General features: G+C 61.1%; 8 protein-coding genes and 2 rRNA genes. 4 read left to right on the forward strand and 6 right to left on the reverse strand.

Annotated elements, in window-relative coordinates:
• Positions 1-87 precede the first annotated feature (87 nt).
• A complete protein-coding gene (locus JV241A_RS15535) occupies positions 88-1,074 on the forward strand; it encodes an ABC transporter substrate-binding protein (protein WP_134063402.1) in 987 nt (328 codons plus the stop codon).
• Complete coding sequence (locus tag JV241A_RS15540) at positions 1,071-1,922, forward strand: proline/glycine betaine ABC transporter permease (RefSeq protein WP_134063404.1); 852 nt, start codon at positions 1,071-1,073, stop codon at positions 1,920-1,922. The genes JV241A_RS15535 and JV241A_RS15540 overlap by 4 nt, the downstream gene beginning before the upstream one ends.
• An 85-nt stretch (positions 1,923-2,007) precedes the next feature.
• Here the strand turns inward: JV241A_RS15540 and JV241A_RS15545 are convergent, their stop codons facing one another.
• The 4 genes from JV241A_RS15545 to JV241A_RS15560 are packed head-to-tail and all read right to left on the reverse strand — an operon-like array spanning position 2,008 to position 4,614.
• Positions 2,008-3,327: a sensor histidine kinase gene (locus JV241A_RS15545; protein WP_134063406.1), complete on the reverse strand. Its 1,320-nt coding sequence runs from the start codon at positions 3,325-3,327 to the stop codon at positions 2,008-2,010.
• A complete protein-coding gene (locus JV241A_RS15550; protein ID WP_134063408.1) occupies positions 3,324-3,992 on the reverse strand; it encodes a response regulator transcription factor in 669 nt (222 codons plus the stop codon). The genes JV241A_RS15545 and JV241A_RS15550 overlap by 4 nt, the downstream gene beginning before the upstream one ends.
• Complete coding sequence (locus tag JV241A_RS15555) at positions 3,992-4,294, reverse strand: PepSY domain-containing protein (RefSeq protein WP_177414882.1); 303 nt, start codon at positions 4,292-4,294, stop codon at positions 3,992-3,994. The genes JV241A_RS15550 and JV241A_RS15555 overlap by 1 nt, the downstream gene beginning before the upstream one ends.
• Before the next feature lie 11 nt (positions 4,295-4,305).
• Positions 4,306-4,614 (reverse strand): PepSY domain-containing protein, encoded by a 309-nt coding sequence (locus JV241A_RS15560; protein ID WP_045201338.1) that lies wholly within the window; start codon positions 4,612-4,614, stop codon positions 4,306-4,308.
• Positions 4,615-4,771: 157 nt separating this feature from the next.
• Here JV241A_RS15560 and JV241A_RS15565 point away from each other — a divergent pair, with 157 nt between their 5' ends.
• Both JV241A_RS15565 and queD read left to right on the forward strand, forming a co-directional pair.
• A complete protein-coding gene (locus JV241A_RS15565; protein WP_134063410.1) occupies positions 4,772-5,854 on the forward strand; it encodes a patatin-like phospholipase family protein in 1,083 nt (360 codons plus the stop codon).
• A 49-nt stretch (positions 5,855-5,903) separates the two neighbouring features.
• Positions 5,904-6,260, forward strand: coding sequence for a 6-carboxytetrahydropterin synthase QueD (queD, locus tag JV241A_RS15570; RefSeq protein WP_010226613.1), 357 nt, complete (start codon positions 5,904-5,906; stop codon positions 6,258-6,260).
• Between the two features lie 153 nt (positions 6,261-6,413).
• Here queD and rrf read toward each other — a convergent pair.
• Both rrf and JV241A_RS15580 read right to left on the reverse strand, forming a co-directional pair.
• Positions 6,414-6,529 (reverse strand): 5S ribosomal RNA (rrf, locus tag JV241A_RS15575).
• A 138-nt stretch (positions 6,530-6,667) separates the two neighbouring features.
• A 23S ribosomal RNA gene (locus JV241A_RS15580) occupies positions 6,668-7,332 on the reverse strand; the annotation flags it as partial.

A 7,332-nucleotide genomic window follows, 5' to 3' on the forward strand; every position in this document is an offset into this window, starting at 1 on the left:
TCATCGCTGGCAAGCCAGCTCCCACAAAAACCTGCCGGCTCTCCTCTACTACACTTGCCAGACTCCCTACCCTGCGAGCGAGGCACAATGAAGCCGATCACTACCCTGCTGGCCAGCGCTCTCCTTGCGCTGGCTCTGATACCCTCCAGCCACGCCGCCGACAACTCCACGCCCATCCACTTCGGTGACATCACCTGGGAAAGCGGCAGCCTCACCACCGAGATCCTGCGGCTGATCGTCGAGAAAGGCTACGGCTACCCCACCGACACCCTGCCCGGCAGCACCGTGAGCATGGAAGTGGCCCTGGCCCGTAACGACATCCAGGTCATCAGCGAAGAATGGGCCGGTCGCAGCCCCGCCTGGATCAAGGCCGAGCAGGCCGGCCAGGTGTTCAGCATCGGCGATACGGTGAAGAATGCCGATGAGGGCTGGTATGTGCCGGCGTACGTGATCAAGGATCTGGCGCCGAATCTGCGCTCGGTGGCCGACCTCAAACAGTACAAGGCCGTGTTCAAGGACCCCGAATCCCCCGACAAGGGCCGCTTCCTCAACAGCCCCAGCGGCTGGACTTCCGAGACCGTCAACAGCCAGAAGCTCAAGGCCTACGGCCTGCACAATGACTACGTGAACTTTCGCAGTGGCTCGGGCGCCGCACTCGATGCCGAAATCACCTCGGCCATACGCCGTAGCAAACCGGTGCTGTTCTACTACTGGAGCCCTACCCCGCTGATGGGGCGTTTCGACCTGGTACGCCTTGAGGAACCGCCGTTCAATGCCGAGGCCTGGCAGACCCTGACCGACGCCAGCCATCCGCACCCGCAAGGCACGCGTTCACTGCCGGCAAAATTGTCCATCGGTGTTTCGGCGCCATTCAAAAAGGATTATCCGGAACTGGTCGAGTTCTTCGCCAAGGTCGACCTGCCTATCGACACCCTCAACAAGACCCTGGCGCAGATGAGCGAAAAGCGCGAGGCGCCCAAGGAGGCAGCGCTCAGGTTCATGCGCGATAACCCGAACATCTGGAAAGCCTGGCTACCCGCCGAGATCGCGGGCAAGGTCGAGGCGAGCCTGTGAGTGGAGGCTTCCCCGAAGCGCTGCACTTCTCCTTTGCCGACGCCGTTAACCGCTTCGTTGATTGGCTGGTACTGGCTTACGGCGATCAATTGCGCAATGTCTCCGATGGCCTGCTGCAGGTACTGGTCGGCCTGGAAAACCTGCTACGCCTGACGCCTTGGTGGCTGTTGCTGGTGATCGTCGCACTGATGACCTGGCACGCCAGCCGCAGTGTCGTCCGTGCCCTGGTGCTCAGCGGCCTGTTGTTTCTGATCGGCGTGGTCGGCTTGTGGGACAAGCTCCTGCAAACCTGTGCGCTGGTGCTGGTGAGCACCGGCCTGTGCGTACTGATCGGCATCCCGGTGGGCGTCCTGCTGGCCAGCCGGCCCTTGGCGCGCAAGCTGCTGATGCCGGTGCTCGACGTCATGCAGACCCTGCCCAGCTTCGTCTACCTGATCCCGGTGTTGATGCTGTTCGGCCTAGGCAAGGTGCCGGCCATCTTCGCCACCCTGATCTATGCCCTGCCGCCCTTGATCCGCCTGACCGAACTGGGCCTCAGCCAGATCGACCCGAGCCTGACCCAGGCGGCTCACGGCCTGGGGGCCAGTCGCTGGCAGCGACTGCGGCGGGTGCAACTGCCGCTGGCGATGCCGAGCATCATGGCCGGGCTCAACCAGTCGGTGATGATGGCGCTGTCGATGGTGGTGGTCGCTTCGATGATTGGCGCGCGCGGGTTGGGGGAAGATGTACTGGCGGGGATTCAGACACTCAATGTCGGCAAAGGGGTGGAGGCCGGGTTGGCGATTGTGGCGCTGGCGATGGTGATTGACCGGATTAGTCAGGCGTATGGGCAGGTGCGGCGCGGTTAGAATTTGCAGACCTCATCGCGGTGCAAGTCGGATCGCCGCACCGCCGCTCCCACAAAGTCTGTGGGAGCGGGCTTGCCCCGCGATGCTATCTGACCTTGCGCGGTAGCTCGATGCTGACCCGCAAACCACCCAGCGGGCTTTCCAGCAAACGCATCTGCCCGCCCCAGGCCTCGACGATGTCGCGCACGATACCCAGGCCCAGGCCGTGGCCATCGACCTGCTCGTCAAGCCGGGTACCGCGCTCGAGAACTTGTTCACGGGCCGTCTCCGGGATGCCGGGACCGTCGTCGTCGATCCACAGGCAATAGTGTTGCGGCTGTTCTTCGATGCTCAGCTGCACTTCGCTGTCCGCCCATTTGCAGGCGTTGTCCAGCAGGTTGCCCAACAGCTCCAGCAGGTCCTCACGGTCCCAAGGCAGGAGCAAACCCGGCGGCACATGCTTGCTCAGCTCCAGGCCTTCGCCATGAATCATGCCCAGGGTCGATAGCAGCCCTGGCAATTCGGCATCGCAATCAAACTGCGCGCCCGGCAATGCGTCACCGGCCAGCCGCGCGCGGTTGAGCTCGCGGCTCAGGCGCTGCTGGATCTGCTCGAGCTGGTCGCGCAACTGGGCACGAACTTCCGGCAGGTCCTTGAGGCGTTCGCTGGAGGCCAGGCTGAGCAGCACCGCCAGAGGCGTCTTGAGGGCATGACCGAGGTTGCCCAGGGCATTACGTGAACGGCGCAGGCTGTCTTCGGTGTGGGCCAGCAAGTGGTTGATCTGCGCGACCAGGGGCTCAAGTTCTGTCGGTACCTGAGTATCGAGCTGCGAACGCTGGCCTTGCTGCAGCTGGGCGATCTGTTCGCGGGCACGCTCCAGTGGGCGCAAAGAGCGCGTCACGGTGATGCGTTGCAGCACCAGGATCAGCAACAGCGCGACCAGGCCCAGGCCCAGGCCGATCTGCTGCATGCGCCTGAAGCCATCCCGTACCGGGGTGTAGTCCTGGGCGACGCTGATGGAAATGGCCTGACCCAGGCGCCGGTAATCGGCGCGCAGTACCAGCAGTTGCTGGCCTTCAGGCCCCAGTTCCAGTCCGGTGTGCAGACCGGGGCTTTGCGGCGCTGGCATGTCCATGTCCCACAACGAACGCGATCGCCAGCTGCCGCCGTCGAAATCAATGCGAAAGTAATAGCCGGAAAACGGCCGCTTGTAGGCCGAGGAAATCCGTCGCTCATCCAGTTCAAGGCCGGTCTGGCCGCGCACCAGCGCCACCAGCAGGTTTTCGCTTTCCTTGCGCAGGCCGGTCTCCAGGTAGCGTTGCAGCCCGGCTTCGAACAGCCACAGGCTGAGCTGGGCCAGGACCAGCCCGACCAGCACCAGTACCGCAATCAGGCCAAGGCTCAAGCGTGCCTGGATCGACTTCACTCGCTGCTCCCGGCATAGCGATAACCCTGGCCGCGGCGGGTTTCGATCACGCTGCGGCCGAGCTTGCGGCGCAGGTGATTGACGTGCACTTCCAGGACGTTGGAATCGCGCTCGGTTTCACCGTCGTAGAGGTGCTCGGCCAGGTGGCTTTTCGAGAGGATCTGTTGCGGGTGGAGCATGAAGTAACGCAGCAGGCGAAACTCGGCAGCGGTGAGCTGGATGTCGACACCGGCGCGGGTCACACACTGGCGGCCTTCGTCCAGTTGCAGGCCAGCGGCTTCCAGGGTCGGCTGGTTGGCAAGCCCGCGCGCACGGCGCAGCAGCGACTGGATACGCAGTTGCAGTTCTTCCGGGTGAAAGGGCTTGCTCAGGTAGTCGTCGGCGCCGGCCTTCAAGCCCTCGATACGCTCGGCCCAGGAGCCGCGCGCGGTGAGGATCAACACCGGTGTCGCCAGCCCCGATGCGCGCCACTGGGCCAGCACCTCGAGGCCCGGCAAGCCGGGCAGGCCGAGGTCGAGAATGATCAGGTCATAGGGTTCGCTGCTACCCTGGTAGACCGCATCCCTGCCGTCAGCCAGCCAGTCGACCGCATAGCCCTGGCGTTGCAGGCTCTGGGTCAGTTCATCTGCCAGCGGCACGTTGTCCTCGACCAGTAACAGGCGCATCAGTCATCTTCCTCGTCTTTGAGCAGCGCTCCATTGGTAGCATCGAGCTTGATCTCGCGCACTACGCCTTCAGGGGTCAGCAATTCGACCTCGTACTCGTATCTGTCGTGTTTCTCTTCCAGCTCCGCCTCCAGCAACCTCGCCCCGGGATAGCGTCCCAGGGCGTCTTTAAGCAGTTGCTCCAACGGCAGGATGATGCCCCGCTCCCGCAGTTGCAGGGCTTCATCCTGATCGAGGTCACGGGCCGAAGCCAGCGAGCAGAGGGCCAACAGCGCAATGAGAAGTGTCTGTGCTGTTCGCATGCAAGGGCTCATCAGGTGTCCTGGGCGTCCTTGAGGACTTCACCGGTCTTGGCATCAAGATCAACGTCCCATTCGACGTTCTGGGCGTCACGCAGTTCTACCTTGTAGACATAGCGGCCGTAGACGTCCTCCAGCTCGGAATCCTTGATGGTAGCGCCTGGGTGCTTGGCCAGCGCCTTGGCGTTCAAGTCGTCCAGAGACATGATGGTCTTGGCCTGAACCAGCTTGACCACTTCATTGGTCGGAATGTCTTTAGCCAGCGCAACGTTGGCGCTCAGGGCAAGGGCAGCAGTGGCGAACAGGGCAGTCAAAGTTTTCATGGTGTCTCTCCGTTGAGATCAAAAATGTTTCTACGGGGCCTAGAGTACCCAACCGAACTTAATTGAAGCTGAAAACAACTGGCGACATGATAGCGCAGCCCAGCCCCACATCTGGACGCTGTTCTTTATAATTGCGGCTCAACACAGCGAGGCCCGTATGAGCGCAATCCATATCAAGTACCCGGCCCTGACCCTCAAGGCTGGTAGCCGTGCCCTGCAGCGTATTGGTGAGCGAGGCTTGCAGGCAGCGGATGTGGGCGTGCTGCCGGGTGCTGCGGGCGGCCCCAAGGCCCTCGGCATTCAAGGGCTGGACCTGGCGCTGTTCGGCCAGTGGCTCCCCAGCGCACCGCGAGAACGCTCACTGATCGGCGCCTCGATCGGTTCCTGGCGCTTCGCCAGTGCCTGCCTGCCCAACCCGGCCCAGGCCCTGCAGCGATTGGGACAGCTTTACACCGAACAGGACTTTGCCAAGGGCGTGACTCAAGCCGAAGTCAGCCGCAGCTGCGAGCGCATGCTCGATGAATTGCTCGAAGGACGCGACGCGCAGATCCTCGAAAGTGCTGACTATCGCCTGAACATCATGGTGGTGAAGAGCCATGGATTGCTTGCTCACGATCATCGCGGACGCTTGGGCATGGGCCTGTCGTCTGTGATCGCCGACAACCTGATCGGCCGCCCGCGCCTGTCCCGTCACTTCGAGCGGATCATTCTTCATGATGCCCGCAGTGCTCCGCCGCTGCAGCCATTGACTGACTTCCCGTCGCGCTGCCTGCACCTGGACGTCGCCAATTTGCGCCATGCCCTGCTGGCTTCCGGGTCGATCCCCATGGTCATGGAAGGTGTGCGCGATATTCCGGGCGTGGGCCAGGGAACCTATCGGGATGGCGGCTTGCTGGACTATCACCTGGACCTGCCCTACGCCGGCAATGACCTGGTGCTCTACCCGCACTTCACCGACAAGGTCATCCCCGGCTGGTTCGACAAGGCCCTGCCGTGGCGCCGTGGCGATGCTGATCGGCTGCGCAACGTGCTGCTACTTGCACCCTCGCCGCAGTATCTGGCCAGCTTGCCCTTCGGCAAGCTGCCGGATCGTAGCGACTTCAAGCGCTTCATGGGCGATGCTGGCAGCCGTCAGCGTTATTGGCACAAGGCAATGGCCGAAAGCCAGCGCCTGGGCGATGAGCTGCTCGAGCTGATAGAAACCGGCAAGCTGCACGCGCATCTGCAACCACTGAAGTGACCATGCTGGTAAACTGGCCGCCAGCATTGGTTTACTGAGTCAAGACATCGTGGAAATCTTTAAAGAGTTTACGTTCGAATCGGCCCACCGCCTGCCCCACGTGCCTGAAGGGCACAAGTGCGGTCGCCTGCACGGCCATTCGTTCAAGGTTGCCCTGCACCTGACTGGCCCGCTCGATCCACATACCGGCTGGATCCGCGACTTCTCCGAGATCAAGGCGATCTTCAAGCCGCTGTACGAGCAACTGGACCACAACTACCTGAACGATATTCCTGGCCTGGAGAACCCGACCAGCGAAGTGATCGCCAAGTGGATCTGGGACCAGGTCAAGCCGCTGTTGCCTGAGCTTTCCAAGGTGCGCATTCATGAGACCTGCACCAGTGGTTGCGAGTATTACGGCGACTGAGTCGGTAAATGGATGTGAAGAGACCACCCTGCGGGGTGGTTTTTTTTGGCCTGGTTTTCAGTCCTGTGGGAGCGGCGGTGCGACGCCGCTCCCACAGACCCCAGAAAGACAAAACCCCTACCTGCATACGCAGATAGGGGTTTCGGAATTTAATCTTGACGATGACCTACTCTCACATGGGGAAACCCCACACTACCATCGGCGATGCATCGTTTCACTGCTGAGTTCGGGATGGGATCAGGTGGTTCCAATGCTCTATGGTCGTCAAGAAATTCTGTTGCCAGAAGGTCTTGTTCAGACACTCCAGCGAATCGGGTATGTGATGTTTTGTGAGTTACAAATTCTCGGCTTTGCAGTCTTCACAACACCGCAATCTGGTCATTCGACGCAAATTGCTTGGGCGTTATATGGTCAAGCCTCACGGGCAATTAGTATTGGTTAGCTCAACGCCTCACAGCGCTTACACACCCAACCTATCAACGTCGTAGTCTTCGACGGCCCTTCAGGGAGCTCAAGGCTCCAGTGAGATCTCATCTTGAGGCAAGTTTCCCGCTTAGATGCTTTCAGCGGTTATCTCTTCCGAACATAGCTACCCGGCAATGCCACTGGCGTGACAACCGGAACACCAGAGGTTCGTCCACTCCGGTCCTCTCGTACTAGGAGCAGCCCCTCTCAAATCTCAAACGTCCACGGCAGATAGGGACCGAACTGTCTCACGACGTTCTAAACCCAGCTCGCGTACCACTTTAAATGGCGAACAGCCATACCCTTGGGACCGGCTTCAGCCCCAGGATGTGATGAGCCGACATCGAGGTGCCAAACACCGCCGTCGATATGAACTCTTGGGCGGTATCAGCCTGTTATCCCCGGAGTACCTTTTATCCGTTGAGCGATGGCCCTTCCATACAGAACCACCGGATCACTAAGACCTACTTTCGTACCTGCTCGACGTGTCTGTCTCGCAGTCAAGCGCGCTTTTGCCTTTATACTCTACGACCGATTTCCGACCGGTCTGAGCGCACCTTCGTACTCCTCCGTTACTCTTTAGGAGGAGACCGCCCCAGTCAAACTA

The organism is Pseudomonas sp. JV241A (assembly GCF_900275665.1).
Taxonomy (GTDB): domain Bacteria; phylum Pseudomonadota; class Gammaproteobacteria; order Pseudomonadales; family Pseudomonadaceae; genus Aquipseudomonas; species Aquipseudomonas wadenswilerensis.